Here is a 13,811-nt window from a genome sequence, read left to right as displayed (position 1 = left end):
GCGTGCGACAGGGCGCCTCGCGGGCGGGCGCGCCGTTTGCTTGCTGCCCAGTTTCCAGCGGAGGGCGCGGCGCGCTAGAGGGACGGCAGACGAAGAACGCGAGGCCAGCCCCCATGGAACTTGAGTGCTATCCCACCAGCGAACGCCCGCCCGAGATCGTGCCGGGCCGGCCGCAGCGGGCCTGGATGGACAAGTTCGCCGCGCGCCATCCTTACCGATGCCTGCCGCTGAGCATGGCCAATTGCACGGGCTGGGAGATCCTCTGCCCGATGGCCTTCACCATGGAGTGGAACGGCGGGCTGATGCAGGAGGACATCAAGCTAACCCCCGACCGGCCGCACCCCGATTTCCACCGCTTCGTCACCTCGCACTTCAGCCACGGCGTGGCGACCTTTCACCCGGGCTATCTGTTCCGCACGCCTCCGGGCTGGTCGATGATGGTGCAGGGCCCGCCCAACCACGTGAAGGACGGCATCCAGCCGCTGGCCGGGCTGGTGGAGACCGACTGGCTGCCGTTCCCCTTCACCATGAATTGGATTTTCACCCGCCCCGGACGCGTGCGCTTCGAGAAGGGCGAGCCGTTCTGCTTCATCACCCTCGTGCAGGACAAGCCGCTGCAGGAGATCCAGCCGGTGATCCGCTCGATGAAGTCCAATCCCGAACTGCGGGACCAGTACGAGGTCTGGGAGAAGCACCGCTCGGAGTTCAACCAGAAGATCTTCCGCGGCGATCCGGACGCCACCAAGGAGGCCTGGCAGCGCTACTACTTCAAGGGCGAGTTCCCCGAGGACGTGGCCCCGGCCCGCGCCGATCACGTCAACAAGCGGCGCCTGAAGGCTCCAAAATTTGGCCGCTAAGGGCGCTTGCAAAGGCCGGGGCCGTCTGCCATAAGCCGCCTCTCGAATTTCGGGGGCGGCGCCCAGGTGGAGCCGGTTCCGGGGAGCGCGGGCGTAGCTCAGGGGTAGAGCACAACCTTGCCAAGGTTGGGGTCGTGAGTTCGAATCTCATCGCCCGCTCCAAATCTTCAGATTCCACTAAAGATTTGAAAAACAATAGCAAAAACCGCCGGTTTTTGCCTGTGTAGGTACTGTGCAGAAAAATTTGCGGAACCGTCGCGCGGGCACGCGCGCAAAATCCGCTTCTACCCTCCCTTATATCGCCCATCAAAGCAGCCCCGTCTCGGGTTGATTCGAGCCTTGTTGTGGGCCATCCCTCGGCTATGGCGCGCAGCGCCCATATTAGGGCTAGAAGCGGCAGGATAGGACGATGCGAGCAAGGCGCAGACAAAACGAAGAGCGGATGAAAGCGCGGGCGCGCCGCGTCATGACGCTGTGGTCGCGCGGCCTCTCCGATGCGCCTGCGCATTCGCCGCGCGCGGTCGGGCGCAATGCCTCTACGCATTGCCGCCCTTGCTCCTGCTGGCTGTGTAGCGGCCATAAAGATGTGCCGCGCAAGCGGGAGCGCTGCTTCGAGGATTATCAGGGCTGAAAGCCCCTCTGTCCGGCGCGACCCCAAAGGTCGCGCCGCCTACTCAGGGGTGGGTTGGGCGGGATAAGGAATAGCCGCCGTCACCAATCACGGCGGCTCCGCCAGATGCCGGAGGGGCGCCCCTCCGGCGTTTTCATTTCAGGCGGCCTCCTGCAACGCGGCGGGCTGCGGCTGCAAGCTGTGGAGATAATCGGCGGCGCGCTGCGCATGGGCGGCGGCGCTGAAGATGGCGCGGTTGTCCTCCTTCAGCACCTTGAGCCAGTTGCCAATATAGGCGGCATGCTCGTCACGGGGTTCCGGCGATAGGCTGAGGTCGGCGCAAAGGAACGCCGCGCCAAGCTCTGCGACAAGTTCTTCCATTGCATAGCCTTCATCGCCCCACCGCTTGCGGCCAAAATCTCGCTCCAAGCGGTTCGCGCCTTTCGTCCAGTGGGTCATTTCATGGGCAAGGGTGGCGTAATAGGCTTCGGCTTCGCGGAAGGCTTCAAAGGGCGGCATTTGCACAAAGTCTTGTGCGGGGCTGAAAAATGCTCGGCTGCCGCCGTGGCGAATATCCGCACGGGTCGCGGCAAAGAACGCCTCCGCATGCGCGATGCGCTGCACGGTATCGGCGGGACGCTCGGCCAGCGCATAGAAATGCGCGGGCAATCCGTCCACCTGCTCCACGTTAAAGACGGTGTATCCCTTCATAAAAGGAATATCGCGCTCGGATTCCTGCCCGCTCTCGTCGGTTTCGGTCTTGGTGATAGTGTTGGCGTAAACGACAAGATTGCCTTTTTCGCCCTTGCGGACGTTGCCGCCAAGCTCCTGCGCCTGTTTGTAGGTCATCCAGATCGGCGCGTTATAGCCGCGCTCGCACGCTGCGCCCCACAGCATCAGCACATTGATTCCACGGTAGGGCTGACCATTCGCGCGCAGCGGGCGGGTGATGCGCCCTGCGGCATGTTCGGCGCTCCACGGCTGGAACCACGGGCGGACGCCGCTTTCCAGTGTGGTCACAATGTGGGCGGTTACTCGTTCATAAACATCTTGTTTCATTGCCTTTTCTTCCTTGGCTGATGGGTTGCGCATGCAACCGACTAGCCACGCGGCAATGAGCGGGGATTCAGCCGTCCAGACCGGAAAACGGGGGATGGTGCGGGCCGGAGCGCAGCGACTACACGGCCCCCGTTTTCCGCCCCTTGGGGCTTGGTCTTGACGGTGAAGGGCGGCACGCCCCCAAAGAAAGAGGTAATGCGGACGAAGGCCGCGCCTTATCCGCGCGCAGGATTGTTACCGTATGGCCGAGACGCGGCTGCGCGGCGGCTCGGTGCCGCAAGGCATAAAGCCCAATCCGGCAAAGCCGGACGCGCCCATGCTGTCAGTGGTTGGAAATCGTCGAAACGCTCCGCGCCAGCAAAGCGGCTGCTTCGGCCTGCCGATGGGTACCAGTCTTGGCCAGAATCCGCTTGAGATGGCTGCGCACGGTCGCGAGGCCGATGCTCATGTTTCCAGCTATGTCCTCAAGTGAGGCTCCGCGCCCGAGGGCAGCGGCAACCACTGCTTCCGTGCGGGTCAAGCCGAAGAGTTCGCGCAGCCGCGCGGCGGCAATCGGCGCTTCGGGGTCGCGGATGAACACCAGCACGCAAGGCCGCTGTTCGCCAAAGGCGGAAGCCGAGGCGCGCAAGGGTGCGACTTCAAGCGCCAGCGGCATGCGATGAGGGCGTGGAATGGAAAGGGCGGCGCCGGGGTTGGCAATCTTGCCTCGTGCTGTCTCCATCGCCCCGCGCACCAGCGACAAGAGCTTGTCGTGAAGGGCTGGTGGGCGCAGCGCCAGCCGTCCGCGAATAACCGCAAGCTCCGCGTTCTCTCGCAACAGGCGCTCCGCCATGCTGCTCGCCTGAATAATACGGCCCGTGCCGTCCATCATCAAGACGCCGGTATCCAGCCTGTCGAGCGCCTGCAAGGCGGCGGCATGGGATTGGGCTACCGCCGCAAACCGCTGCCCGAGACGCAGCGCCCGCTGCAAGTGCGGCAGGACAATCGCGGCCTGCCGCCGCTCGTGGCCTGTATAGGCACCAGCCCCCTGCGGCCTGTGGATGCCCAGAACGCCAATCGCCCCGTCCGCTGCGGGGAATACCGCACCAATCATGTGATGGATATCCAGATGCCTTAGCCATTCCTGATAGAAGCCGCTGCGGGCCTGTTCCTCGCGCGTCACCAAGTCCTCGTCGGTGATGATGCGCTGCATGCCGTAGGCTACGCTGCGCTCTACCCATAAATCTTTGCGGTGCCAGTCATCCGCCCATGCCTGTTCTCGCTCGGACACCATGAGGTTATCTGTGCATTCCAGCAAATTCACGCGGGCGTTGTCACCGTGCAATTTAAGAACAGTGCTGGTCGAGCCGAGCGTTTCCGCGATGCGCGTCGCTGTTCCCGCCCAAAGGCTATCGTCCACCGCTGCATCGTATAGATGCGCAATCAATCCCGAGAGGCGAGGTTCAAGGACTTCTTGGGACAGCATGGCCGCGTAACGCTCCCCGTATTTATGCGGTTACAAATTTAACCTTATCCGCTCTTCAAATAACCGCGCATGAACAACGCCGCACGGCGGCATTGCTCAAGGCTTCGTGATTTCTCCCCTGTTTAGGGGACGAACGGGCTTCCGCGCCACCTTAACCATAGCGGGAAGGATTTTCACGCGCGGAGATGTCATGAGCCAAACCCGTTCCCTCATCGTGCCGCTGCTGCTCGCGGCAGGGCTTGCCGCCTGCGGCCAGAACGCCGCGACGGCGGAGAATACCGCCGCCCCAGAGGCGGCGGCGGAAACGGTGTCCGGTGGCACGGCGGGCATAACTGCCGCCGAAACCAGTACCGCCTCGGCAAACCAAGCTGCCGTGCCCTCAGCGCCGGAAGCCGTTCCGGCCAAGGCGCAAGCGGCCACCGTCGCGGCGCTGCCGCTCAAGCGCGGCTATTACGTCGAGAGCGACACGCCGTGCGGCCAAGCCTCCAACGCCACCACGACGCTGCTGCGCCGTGAGGGCATCGGCGGCGCGCGGGATTTCTGCGAGTTCAAGAAAATCGAGCGAACGGGGCCGAACACCTACCGCGTGACGGAAGCCTGCGGCGACTTGCAGGACAGCGCCCCGCCGGAAACCAGCATCTCTATCTACACCCTTACGGGGGATACGGCCTTCACCGCCAAGAGCGAGCATGGCTGGGAGCGTAGCGCCCGCTACTGCGCGCAATCGACCATGCCGCCTGACTGGCGCGCCAACGATATCAGCGACGTGACGGGCTGACGCCGTCGCGCTTCATTCATTCCTCTAAGGAGATTCCCGATGCAGCGAAGGGCTGCGCTTTGTTCCGCTTTCATCGGCGCGGCTTTGGCCACGCTCACGCCAGCTTTCGCGCAAACTGCGTCCACGCCTGCGGCCAAAATGGACATTGCAGGGGTGCGTATCGGCATGACCGAAGCGGAAGCCCGCGCGGCGCTGACGGCCTTCGATGCCAGCATGCGGATTATCCGCACGACCTCGCGCTATAATTATTCTGCCGGGGAAGGCAGGCCGGAGAATCTTTCGACGCCGGAATTTCTCGACAGGATGGAGGTCCAGCCTGCGGGCGGCGGGTTTGAACTATTCATCGTGTATTTCGCGACGCCGCCGTCCGAGCCGCGCGTCATCGCCATTGAGCGCCCTAATCTCGCGCATACGCAAAACCCGCCGACGCAGCAGCAATTCCGCTCAAGCCTTCTCGCCAAATACGGCCAGCCGTCCTTTGCTGAGCCGCACCAGCTTGTTTGGGAAGAAGCAGGCAAACCGCGCTGCGCCTTCACCCGCCGGGGCAACCGCCCCTATGTCGGGCACGAACTCTCCCGCAATAGGATAGTCCCGACGTTCCAGAATGAACGGCGGTATCAATCGCTCGGCCTGACGCTGGCCAGCGATCCCGCCGCCTGCGGGCAGGTGCTCACCTATAGCTATGACATTTGGAGCGGGCCGGTGCGCGCCGCCAAAGCCTCCCTCATCGACCTCGGGGAGGTCTGGTCGGCGGAGATACGCAGCAGTCAATGGGTGAACGGCCTTAAGGCCGAAGCCAAGCGCAAGGCGGATGCGCAGGCGCAAGCGCCGAAGCTGTAGCAGCAATGAAAGCCGTAAGGGGATGATATGGGACTGACCACACTGAGCGGAGCCGTCAGCGGCATTCGCCATTCGACTGAAACGCGAGGCACGGTCGGACGCAATGGCGGCTCCGTGAAAACCGGACAGGTCATCGCGTTTCGGGTGGGCGAGCGCTCCGCGCAAATCAAGCTGGCCGATGTGCCGGACATTCGGGATGGCGACGAGGTGACGCTGGCCGGACGCGAGAAGAACGGCGTTTTCAAGGCGCTTGCACTGCGCAACGACAAGACGCGCGCTGTCTATAGCATCCCGACGACGGTCGGCTATCTGATGGGCGCGACGCTCATCGCGCTCGGCGTGATGACGCTCGTTTTCCTGATCGGCGTCGTGTTTATCGCGGGCGGGCTGTGGACGCTCTACGAGGCATACAACTATACGCAGGCGGCGAACATTCTCAGGGGGTGAGACCCTTCCAGCCGCGCGAATGGGATGCAGGCGGTTGTGATCCGGCGGAAACGAGGTTCAGGGCAAGTCAGAAACCGGCGCGGGACAATCTCCCTGCGTGTCCGCCCCCATACGTCCTATCCATCATGCACCCTGCCAGCAGCTTTGCCTGCTGGGCGCAAGCCCGTGCGGGCTTCTTCTCTCCGTTGCGGTCCTACGGATGCGCCCGGCAATGCCGCTGGCGTCATCGGGGGGCATGAAAGGCCGTAGTGGTTGCGGCCTCAAGCAATAGGGAGACAGCCCATGCGCCTCATCGTCGCCTCCGAACTCGACAACCTGCCGGAAACCGCTCTGCACTCCAAATTCTACCGCGTGCAGCAGGAATTGACCTTCACCGAGCCCGCCACCACCGAGCGCGCAAATGCGCTGGCGTCTCTCGAAAACATCAACCGCGCGATCATCACGCGCCGCGTCAAAGGGCCGGGCTTTTAAGCCCTGCCCGCAAGAGAAAGCCGCCAGCGGGAAGCCGCTGGCGGTCTTCTCCGTCAATTCGGCTACGGCCCCATAGGCTTGTTGAATTTCCCGCGCAGCGATGGCCGCTTGGATGATGATGGCGATGCGGGTGTTTGCTGTGCCGACTTTGGCGGCGGTGGGGGTGTCGGTTTCGGTGCAGGCGGCGGCGATGGCTGCGCCAAAAACTTCGACCTGAATCCTGTACGCGCAAGTAGCGCGCGAAGGCCGCGCGCACGGCGGTTTTTCACGCTTCGCTTTTTGGCCGGATTCATGAAACGCGACAGCACGCGGCGCACGGTCGGCATGAACGTTGGCACAAGCTCGGGCGGGTCATCAAACCCGTCACTGTCTTTCGCGGTCGCGGTTGTAACTGTCGGTTCCGATGATTGCATCGCGTCCAGATGCAAGAAGCGCGACATGGCAGCGGATATCGCCGCCATATCGGGAAGCCAGCCGAACAGTCCTTCGGCGGCGGCTTCGCCCTGCTGACCTGTGGCAACCTTTTTCTTCTTTTTCTTGCGGCCCGGTTCTGGTTGCAGGAAACGCGAGCCGCTTACTTTGCGGGTCTTGGCGGCGGTTCCGCCGCGCGCCCCTCCTGCCGTTGCCGCTCTGCTTCAAGGCGGTCTTGTTCTACCTGCGCGAGCAAGCGCGCCGCGCGGGCTGAATCTTCCGCATACCGGACACGGTCCCGCGCAAACCCCGCCTGCTGATCGCGCCGTTGCTGGTCGTGGCGTTCTTTCAGTTCCGCGATGTGTTCGGCTCTGTCCTGCCGGAGCATTGTGCGGAGGTCGGCGCGCTCGATGGCCTGCCGCTCTCGCAGGTGTTTCCATGCGGTGTCGCGCTCAAGGCGCTTCTCCGCGCCGCGCCCCGGATTGAGGCGGTTTTGCAGGGCTTCGATATATCCCTCGATTCCGGATAATTTCCCGTCGCGGATGAAGCGCTCGCGCTCGGCCTGCTGCTGGCGACGCAGGCCGTCCAGCTTTTCCCGTGCCTCAAGAACGAGCACATGCCGGAGCTGGCGCAATTCGGCATGATGCCACTTGGCCAGTTTCTCGGCCTCGGCCTGTTCGCGCGCGGCCAACGCCGCCGCGACGGCGGGCGCGAGTTCCGGCGCGCCGGAATCCCGCTCTTGGGCGTCCGGTGTCTCGCCCTGCGCCTCCGGCGCTGGCGCGAGATCTTCGACGGGCGGGCGCTGCATCTCGAATGCGGGCGTCTCGGCATCCTTCTGCCGGTCACGCTGCTGGGCTTTGGCCTCGCTGGCGGTCGGGAGCGCATCGCGCTCCACATCCGCCATGAAGGCCCGCGCCTCGGCGGCTTTCATTTTGAGTTCGCGGCTCAGGCTGTAAACGCTGCCCTCCGGCCCGACGAGCACGAAGTCCTTGCTGTCGCCCCGCGCCAGCACATAGCCCGCATCTTCCACGGCGGCCTTGAACGCCATGCCGCTGTCACAGGATGATTTGAGCGCCGCAAGCTGCGCCCGCCGCTCTTGGGTGGAAAGACCGCTGCGTTCGGCCTGTTGGTGCTCCGCATGGCTGACTTCCGCGCGCGGGAACTCCGGCTGCTTGGCGCGGTCGCGCTTGGCGTGTTTCCCCGGCACATGCTCATGACCGAACTCGCGTTCCAGTTTCAGGCTGGCGCGCTCATGGGCGAGATAGTTGTTGCTATCCGAGCGCATGGTCATGGTTTCGAGGTCGGTGCGCGCCCAGACGATATGGATGTGTTGGCGGCCTTTCTTTTCGTGCAGGACGATGGCGCGGGGCTGGCCGTCCAGCCCGAGTTCCTGTTCCAGCACTTCCACAGCCCGCGCCCATTGCTGAGGCGTCATCTCATAGCGGGCGTCGGGGTCGATATTGACGTGATAAAGGCCCTTCTTGCCGCGCGTGCCCTCCGAGAGGGTCTGCCAGTCGCGGAAGGTCGCGGCCAGGTCATCGAGGCCGGAGTGCAGTTCCAGCACCTCCATGCGCTCGTTGGTGTCGGTACGCTGAAGGTGGGCGGCAAGCTGGCGGGGTCCGGCGCGTGAGCCTCCTTTGATAATCATGCCGCTGCCTCACGGTTTGGGCGGCGGGATGAACTTGGACAATCCCGCAGGCGGGATGGCCTCCGGCGCTGCCGGTGCCGGTGCCGGGATTGGAGCCGGTGCGGATGCCGAGGCCAGCGGCGATGTCGCGGCTGGCGCGCTATCCGGTTCTTTGCCCAGCGCGTCATAGATAAGGCTGCGGATGTGCGCGAAGTCGGCCAGCGCTTCACGCAGGTCCGGCAAGACGGTTTCCGGCTCGCCGCCTGTATGCAGGTAGCGGGCAATCTGGTTCAGATTGCTGCCGGTCTTGCCAAGGTGGCCGAGTATTTGACGCAGCGCAGCACTGTCAGCAGGGATGCGCCTCTGCGCGCGGGGACCGGCTTCGCCGATGAGCGCCGCGCGGGCGAAGGCGGCGGCGGCCATGCCCGCCCTGTCGGCGCGGGCGAGAAACGCCGACTTCTCGTCGGGCGTGACGCGGGCATAGATGGTGGCGGTGCGTTGCCGCCGCTCCGACTTGCGCCGCCCGGAAGGGCTGTGCTCCGAGCCGCTATCGCTCAAGCGCATCTCCTTTCTGCCGGACGTATCCGGCTGCGGGGTCGAGGGGTGTCCCCCTCCGTCAGGGTGCAGGGGCATGAAAGCCGCCTGCGCGTCGTCCAGAGCGCGCAAGCTCTGGCCGTGGGTGCCGGGACGCGGAAGTCTCCGGCGAGTGGTCGAGGGGTGCGATAACCCCTTGTCTGGTTCCAAGGACGATGTGCCTTGGTGGGGTCCGGGGGCAAAGCCCCAGTCATGGGTCGCAGGGAGCACGAAGGCTCCCCGCACGGGTGCAGGGGTGTGAAACCCCTTGCTCGGGAGGGATGCAACGGGAGGGCGAAGCGCCTTCCTTGCCAAGCCAGCACCTTCAGGTGCGGGGTGCGGACGGTCAGTCCGCACATGGCTTGCACACTCTCCTAAGCCATAACTTAGGATAGCACGGGACGTGCTGAGGTGTGGGGTAGCGAGCGCTTGCGGCAAGGGCGGGTATCGCCGCCTGCATACAATCGTATGCGACTCGCTCAGCGCGGGATGAGCCGCAGCATAGCACGAAGTCGAGCGATGCGGCGATGCTTTCATCCCGCGCGGCCTTCTTCGCCGCCGCCCGTGGCGAGCACGTCGCGGGCCTCGTTGAGCATCTGCGCGAAACGGGCGGAGCCGCCAGTGTCGGGATGCACCTTCTGCATCAGCCGCTTCCATGCGACCCGCACTTCGGCGGCGGTTGCGCCTTCCGAAAGGCCGAGGAGGTCGAGCGCTTCCGCGCGCGTCATTTTGCCGTTGGGTTTTGCGGCGCGCTGGCGCGCGCCGCCGGACTGGCGGCCCTGCTGGCCGCCGTCCTTGTTGCCGCGCACAAAATACGGGTTGTCGTCGTAGGCGAGCGGTGGCTCCCAATAGAGATGCGGATAGACGCTGGCGAGGGGCGCGAAGGCGTCGGGCAGCCGCCAGTAGTCGACGGGCCGGACATAGTGCGGACGGTCGGCGGGGTTCAGGACAATCGCCACGTCGCGCCCCAAGGCCAGCACCTCGTCGGGCATGAGCAGCGGGCGGCCTGTTTCTCCGTAATTGAGGTTTTCGCTATGCCCGCCGCCGCCGGGACCGAAGTTCTGGCCCTCGCCGTGGCCGACCGTCTGCACGGTCACTTTGCCCAAGGTTTCGGAGAGGTAGTTCGCGCTCTCAAGGTCGTTGACGTTGCAAAACCACTTGTAAGCGCAGTTCGAGAGGATGGTGCCCGCCGCCGCGCCGTAGAGGTCTTTGAGCTGGTCGAGGCCCTGCACGATGAGGGTGAAGTCGATGCCGTAGCCCGACATGGTGGCGATATCGCGGGGCAAATCCTCAATGCGCCCGAGCGCCGGAAACTCGTCCATCAATATCATGCAGCGGTGCGGCGGACGCCCGCCCAGCGGATAGCGCTTAAACGTATGCATGGCCGCCGTGGTCATGAGCCGGAGCCATGTGCGCTGGGTGTCGATGCGGTCGGGCGGGATGACCAGATAGACCGTCACCGCCTCGCGGATGAGGTCGGCCATGTCGAAAGTTGACGTGGCGGTCGCGGCCTTCACTTGCGGGTCGGAGAGGAACTTGGTCGCCTCCGACAGATTGGACATGATGCCCGAATAGGTTTCCTGCGCGAGGTCGAGATACGGGCTGACCATCTCGCGTATCGCCCCGCCGAAGGCGCTGCTGGCCGCCATCGGCACCAGAAACCTTTCCGTGAAATCCCTCCGGCTGAGGCTGACAATCTCCCGCGCGCGGGCGAGCGTCTTTTGCTCGCCCGGCTGGTCGGTGATCCACAAGAGCACGGCGGTCAGCACATTGGCGGCGCTGCCCTGCCAATAGCGGTCTTTGTCGCCGGGGGTCGTTGGACAGACCGCCGAAGCAAGCGCCTGCGCCACCGCGACGGCGTTGGGGTCGTCGCGTACCAGCACGTCCAGCGGATTGAAGGTCGCGGGGGCGAGGCCGCGCGCTTTGAACGTCTCCGCCAGTTCGCCCCACGGGTTGATGATGTGGACGTCGCTATTGAGGGTGCCGCGCCGGATGCGCGCCGTGATGGCGGCGTTCTCGCCCTTGGGGTCGATCACAATCGCCGAGCCGCCATAGCGCAGGAGCGTCGGCACGATAACGCGGGTGCCTTTGCCCGTGCGGGTGCGCGCGACAATCAGCGTATGGTGTTCCGGCGTCGAGAGCACGGGCGCGCCCGTTTGCTGCTCGATGGGGATGGCAGAAAGCTCCGGCGCGCTGTTCTTGCCGAAAAACACGCCCCGATGGCCGTCGTATGGGTCGGCAAGGCGGTCGCGTACCTCCGCATAGCGGGCGCTGCCGTAGTTGTCGGACAGGGCGGGTTTCGGCTTCGGTTTGCGCCGCTTGTCCTTCACCAGCCAAATCAGCCCGACGACGCCCACGAGCACGGCCAGCGGGCCGAACAGGCTAGAAAACAGACTGCCGAGAAAGCCGATACTGTCTCGAAACAGGCCCACGGCCATATCCTTGCCAATCCCTGCAAGCTCGGTGACGTAGTTCCAAGGGGTCGGCTGTTTGGGCGGGTCGTATTGCGCCCGGAGCGCTGCCATGCGTTCGCGGGCGATGCTATCGGCGGCGCTGCTCAGCATGAGGTCTTGGCCCGTGCCGATGCCTTGCCATTTGCGGCGCAAGGCGGTTTCTGCCCCTTGCAGTTCGCTAGCGCGGCTGCGCCATGCCGCCGCCTCCATCTCGCCTGCCTTGCGGCGATACTCGCCCTCCGCAAGCTCCACGCGGATATCGGCCAGCAACGCTGCATCGCGGTCAAAGACGCGCTGCTGCGCGGGCGGGAGCACCAGCCCGCGCGGCTCGCCGCCCTGCCGGAATATCGGGTTGTCCTTCTGCCAGCTTGGCGCGGCTTCTTGCGCGGCGGCGGACAAAGGCGACGCGGCAAGCGCCAACGATAAGGCGACGGCCCGTAAGGGCTTCGTCGCCGCGCGCATCAGAACGGCCCTCCTTGGGGGGGCGGCGTCCCGTCCGTCCCGTCGCCGGTCGGCACCGCCAGTTCCGGCGCGCCTTCGGCGGCGCAGAGGGCGTTCCACAGTTCCGCATAGTGCGGATGGCTCGTCGGGTCGGTTACGATGGTATGCAGCAGATTTTCGAGGTAATTGGCGACGATCTGCGTGAGCAGGTGCGACGGCGGCGCGGGATTCCGCCCGACTCGGGCCGAATCGAGTTCTTCGATGTGCGCGAGCAGCGCGAGCAATCCCGGTTGCACATCCACCGTCACGGATACGGCGTCGCCCGGGTCATTCATCGCGGCGGAAATCACGGCTTCCAAGCTGCATACATCCGTATGCGTGGCGAAGCGGGATTTGAGGTGGGCGAGCTTCGGGTGCGGCGGCGCATCGGGCGTATTGCCTGCGCCTTGCTCCCAAGCGCTGAGCGCTTCATCTGCTGTTGGTGCGCTCGGCTCGTCCTCCGGCATGTCGCCCCCTTAGTAAACATACACTTGTATGTTTGTGCGGAGCGGCGAGCCGCCTCGGCACATCTTTGCAATGTCCTGCCTCGTGGACAGGACATTGCAGATGTACTTGCGCACAAACGTCTTTCCCCTTCACAATCTAAAGAGACAGGGGGCGCGTCAAGCTTACCACAGAGAACGCGCAAGCGAAGATGCGCTGGCAATGCCGCGCATGAAAAGCGCCCCCGGATTGGGGGAGATGTGAAATGGCTGTCCTGCGGCACTGATTTCATCGCGGCGGATGTGATCCGCTGGCGCGAGCCGGTTTGGAAACCCCAGCCGCGCCATTCCAAGAAAAGGCCGGTCATCACCGGCTACCGCGTTATCACGGGGCAAGTCGTCAAGATTGACCGGGGGTGGGTGCATATTGAAGTCACGGCCTGCACGGTCGAGCCTGCGCCGCAATGGCTGCGACCGCTCTATCCGCTCAAGCGCGGCGAAGCGATACGCCGCCAGCGCGGGAAAATCGGCCAAGGCAAGATAGACCGCATGGCATGGAGCGACGAAACCGCCCGTGCCGCCATTGTCGGCTCGCGGTTCGTGAAGGTGTGAAGCCGCGAGGGCGCGGCAATGCCGCGCCCCGCCGCAGGTCGGGCTACCACCACGAGTCATAGAAAACGGTCTTGCCCTCGGCGATGGCCGCGCGGGCGGCGGCGATGAACATCAGGTCATCTTCGCTTTCGCTGCCGTCGGATTCGCCGAAGAAGAAACCGCTGGTTGGCGGTAAATGGCCTGCGCGCACATCCGCTTCCAGACGGTCGAGGTCCTCCGCCGTCAGGGCGAGCGTGACGCAGTTGAACGTATCCGTGCCGCCCTTCTCGAAGTAGAGGCTTTCCATCCAGCCGTGCAGGTTCGGATGCTTGCGCCAGTAGTGGATTTCAGCGGCACCTTCGACCTTGAAGCCGAAGGGCGTTGCCGGTTTCTCGCGGGTCACAAGTGCATACATATCCAGTCCCATTTTGTTGCTCCATTTGGTTGGTGTTGTTCGTCCCGAAGGACGCGGCACCTCGGAGCGGCGGGACCAAGCTGCTGCCGTCATGGGCAACACGGCCCGAAGGGGTGGTGCGGGCGGCCCATTGACGGCAAAGCGCCCGACGCCAGTAACGCGGCATGACTGAGGGCGGAACAACACCGCAGGAGCGATGAAAGCTGACTGGGACGCATTGTAACCGGGGAATCGGGGCGCTCTGGCGTTAGGTCAGAGTTGCCGAGCCGAAATCTGGCAAGCTCAAGCTGC

General features: G+C 64.5%; 14 protein-coding genes and 1 tRNA gene. 8 read left to right on the top strand and 7 right to left on the bottom strand.

The window, feature by feature from the left end:
• Positions 1 to 113: 113 nt before the first annotated feature.
• Together ACK4YQ_RS03795 and ACK4YQ_RS03790 are read left to right on the top strand one after the other, a co-directional pair.
• Entirely contained in the window at positions 114 to 857 is a 744-nt protein-coding gene (locus ACK4YQ_RS03795; protein WP_409608429.1) for a DUF6065 family protein, read from the top strand.
• Positions 858 to 944: 87 nt separating this feature from the next.
• A tRNA-Gly gene (locus ACK4YQ_RS03790) sits at positions 945 to 1,019 on the top strand.
• A 607-nt stretch (positions 1,020 to 1,626) separates the two neighbouring features.
• Here ACK4YQ_RS03790 and ACK4YQ_RS03785 read toward each other — a convergent pair.
• Both ACK4YQ_RS03785 and ACK4YQ_RS03780 read right to left on the bottom strand, forming a co-directional pair.
• A complete protein-coding gene (locus tag ACK4YQ_RS03785; RefSeq protein WP_409608427.1) occupies positions 1,627 to 2,526 on the bottom strand; it encodes an ArdC family protein in 900 nt (299 codons plus the stop codon).
• Between the two features lie 322 nt (positions 2,527 to 2,848).
• Entirely contained in the window at positions 2,849 to 3,991 is a 1,143-nt protein-coding gene (locus tag ACK4YQ_RS03780) for a helix-turn-helix transcriptional regulator (protein WP_409608425.1), read from the bottom strand.
• Between the two features lie 190 nt (positions 3,992 to 4,181).
• Between ACK4YQ_RS03780 and ACK4YQ_RS03775 the strand changes: the two genes are divergently transcribed.
• The 5 genes from ACK4YQ_RS03775 (at position 4,182) to ACK4YQ_RS03755 (ending at position 7,037) form a co-directional block, all read left to right on the top strand.
• Complete coding sequence (locus ACK4YQ_RS03775) at positions 4,182 to 4,769, top strand: hypothetical protein (RefSeq protein ID WP_409608423.1); 588 nt, start codon at positions 4,182 to 4,184, stop codon at positions 4,767 to 4,769.
• Positions 4,770 to 4,808: 39 nt separating this feature from the next.
• The gene (locus tag ACK4YQ_RS03770) at positions 4,809 to 5,609 is read left to right on the top strand and encodes a hypothetical protein (RefSeq protein ID WP_409608421.1); all 801 of its coding nucleotides are present in this window, start codon (positions 4,809 to 4,811) and stop codon (positions 5,607 to 5,609) included.
• 27 nt (positions 5,610 to 5,636) lie between these two features.
• A complete protein-coding gene (locus tag ACK4YQ_RS03765; RefSeq protein ID WP_409608419.1) occupies positions 5,637 to 6,056 on the top strand; it encodes a hypothetical protein in 420 nt (139 codons plus the stop codon).
• Positions 6,057 to 6,338: 282 nt separating this feature from the next.
• Entirely contained in the window at positions 6,339 to 6,527 is a 189-nt protein-coding gene (locus ACK4YQ_RS03760) for a hypothetical protein (protein WP_409608417.1), read from the top strand.
• A 108-nt stretch (positions 6,528 to 6,635) separates the two neighbouring features.
• Positions 6,636 to 7,037: a hypothetical protein gene (locus ACK4YQ_RS03755; RefSeq protein ID WP_409608415.1), complete on the top strand. Its 402-nt coding sequence runs from the start codon at positions 6,636 to 6,638 to the stop codon at positions 7,035 to 7,037.
• 64 nt (positions 7,038 to 7,101) lie between these two features.
• On the opposite strand, the gene ACK4YQ_RS03750 is transcribed toward ACK4YQ_RS03755, so the two are convergent.
• The 4 genes from ACK4YQ_RS03750 to ACK4YQ_RS03735 all read right to left on the bottom strand — a co-directional run bounded on the left by ACK4YQ_RS03750 (position 7,102) and on the right by ACK4YQ_RS03735 (position 12,538).
• Positions 7,102 to 8,586: a relaxase/mobilization nuclease domain-containing protein gene (locus ACK4YQ_RS03750; RefSeq protein WP_409608413.1), complete on the bottom strand. Its 1,485-nt coding sequence runs from the start codon at positions 8,584 to 8,586 to the stop codon at positions 7,102 to 7,104.
• Between the two features lie 9 nt (positions 8,587 to 8,595).
• Positions 8,596 to 9,123 carry a plasmid mobilization protein gene (locus ACK4YQ_RS03745; RefSeq protein ID WP_409608411.1) on the bottom strand — a complete coding sequence of 176 codons (528 nt, stop codon included), beginning with the start codon at positions 9,121 to 9,123 and terminating at the stop codon, positions 8,596 to 8,598.
• A gap of 548 nt (positions 9,124 to 9,671) precedes the next feature.
• Complete coding sequence (locus tag ACK4YQ_RS03740; RefSeq protein WP_409608409.1) at positions 9,672 to 12,053, bottom strand: type IV secretory system conjugative DNA transfer family protein; 2,382 nt, start codon at positions 12,051 to 12,053, stop codon at positions 9,672 to 9,674.
• A complete protein-coding gene (locus tag ACK4YQ_RS03735) occupies positions 12,053 to 12,538 on the bottom strand; it encodes a hypothetical protein (RefSeq protein ID WP_409608407.1) in 486 nt (161 codons plus the stop codon). The genes ACK4YQ_RS03740 and ACK4YQ_RS03735 overlap by 1 nt, the downstream gene beginning before the upstream one ends.
• Positions 12,539 to 12,775: 237 nt before the next feature.
• Here ACK4YQ_RS03735 and ACK4YQ_RS03730 point away from each other — a divergent pair, with 237 nt between their 5' ends.
• Entirely contained in the window at positions 12,776 to 13,126 is a 351-nt protein-coding gene (locus ACK4YQ_RS03730) for a hypothetical protein (RefSeq protein ID WP_409608405.1), read from the top strand.
• A 43-nt stretch (positions 13,127 to 13,169) separates the two neighbouring features.
• On the opposite strand, the gene ACK4YQ_RS03725 is transcribed toward ACK4YQ_RS03730, so the two are convergent.
• Positions 13,170 to 13,532, bottom strand: a complete 363-nt coding sequence (locus ACK4YQ_RS03725; RefSeq protein WP_409608403.1) for a hypothetical protein — start codon at positions 13,530 to 13,532, stop codon at positions 13,170 to 13,172.
• Between the last annotated feature and the right edge of the window lie 279 nt (positions 13,533 to 13,811).

This window comes from Phenylobacterium sp. (assembly GCF_046291545.1).
Classification (GTDB): domain Bacteria; phylum Pseudomonadota; class Alphaproteobacteria; order Caulobacterales; family Caulobacteraceae; genus Phenylobacterium.
Note: the sequence above shows the minus strand (reverse complement) of the source record. Positions and strands in the feature narration are given on the sequence as shown.

What these genes read in the sequence shown, in the direction of transcription:
- ACK4YQ_RS03795 (WP_409608429.1), top strand. Translation starts at nt 114, where the DNA reads ATGGAACTTGAGTGCTATCCCACCAGCGAACGCCCGCCCGAGATCGTG.
- ACK4YQ_RS03785 (WP_409608427.1), bottom strand. Translation starts at nt 2,526, where the DNA reads ATGAAACAAGATGTTTATGAACGAGTAACCGCCCACATTGTGACCACA.
- ACK4YQ_RS03780 (WP_409608425.1), bottom strand. Translation starts at nt 3,991, where the DNA reads ATGCTGTCCCAAGAAGTCCTTGAACCTCGCCTCTCGGGATTGATTGCG.
- ACK4YQ_RS03775 (WP_409608423.1), top strand. Translation starts at nt 4,182, where the DNA reads ATGAGCCAAACCCGTTCCCTCATCGTGCCGCTGCTGCTCGCGGCAGGG.
- ACK4YQ_RS03770 (WP_409608421.1), top strand. Translation starts at nt 4,809, where the DNA reads ATGCAGCGAAGGGCTGCGCTTTGTTCCGCTTTCATCGGCGCGGCTTTG.
- ACK4YQ_RS03765 (WP_409608419.1), top strand. Translation starts at nt 5,637, where the DNA reads ATGGGACTGACCACACTGAGCGGAGCCGTCAGCGGCATTCGCCATTCG.
- ACK4YQ_RS03760 (WP_409608417.1), top strand. Translation starts at nt 6,339, where the DNA reads ATGCGCCTCATCGTCGCCTCCGAACTCGACAACCTGCCGGAAACCGCT.
- ACK4YQ_RS03750 (WP_409608413.1), bottom strand. Translation starts at nt 8,586, where the DNA reads ATGATTATCAAAGGAGGCTCACGCGCCGGACCCCGCCAGCTTGCCGCC.
- ACK4YQ_RS03740 (WP_409608409.1), bottom strand. Translation starts at nt 12,053, where the DNA reads ATGCGCGCGGCGACGAAGCCCTTACGGGCCGTCGCCTTATCGTTGGCG.
- ACK4YQ_RS03735 (WP_409608407.1), bottom strand. Translation starts at nt 12,538, where the DNA reads ATGCCGGAGGACGAGCCGAGCGCACCAACAGCAGATGAAGCGCTCAGC.
- ACK4YQ_RS03725 (WP_409608403.1), bottom strand. Translation starts at nt 13,532, where the DNA reads ATGGGACTGGATATGTATGCACTTGTGACCCGCGAGAAACCGGCAACG.